The 226-nt window shown below is 64.2% G+C and carries 1 protein-coding gene; it reads right to left on the reverse strand.

Translation table 11 applies throughout. The annotated features are described in order from the left end of the window. On the reverse strand, positions 1-226 hold a 226-nt coding region (locus KW824_RS20865; protein WP_218410916.1), incomplete at both ends, for a VCBS domain-containing protein.

A 226-nucleotide genomic window follows, 5' to 3' on the forward strand; every position in this document is an offset into this window, starting at 1 on the left:
CCGCGGCATCGTTGACGCCAGTGATGGTGATGGTGACGGTGTGCTCGGTGCCATCCACAGACTGCACGGTGAAGGTCTCGACCTTGGTCTCCCCTTCACCCAGGTACTGCACCTTGCTGTTGTCGACGTTGTAGGTCCAGGCACCGCCTTCGGTGATGGCGAGGCTACCCAGCGCACCCGCGCTCGGGGTGCCGTTGCCAGCCAGGAACTTGGCTTCATCCGCCCC

Source organism: Aeromonas sp. sif0611 (assembly GCF_019218845.1).
GTDB classification, from domain to species: domain Bacteria; phylum Pseudomonadota; class Gammaproteobacteria; order Enterobacterales; family Aeromonadaceae; genus Aeromonas; species Aeromonas media.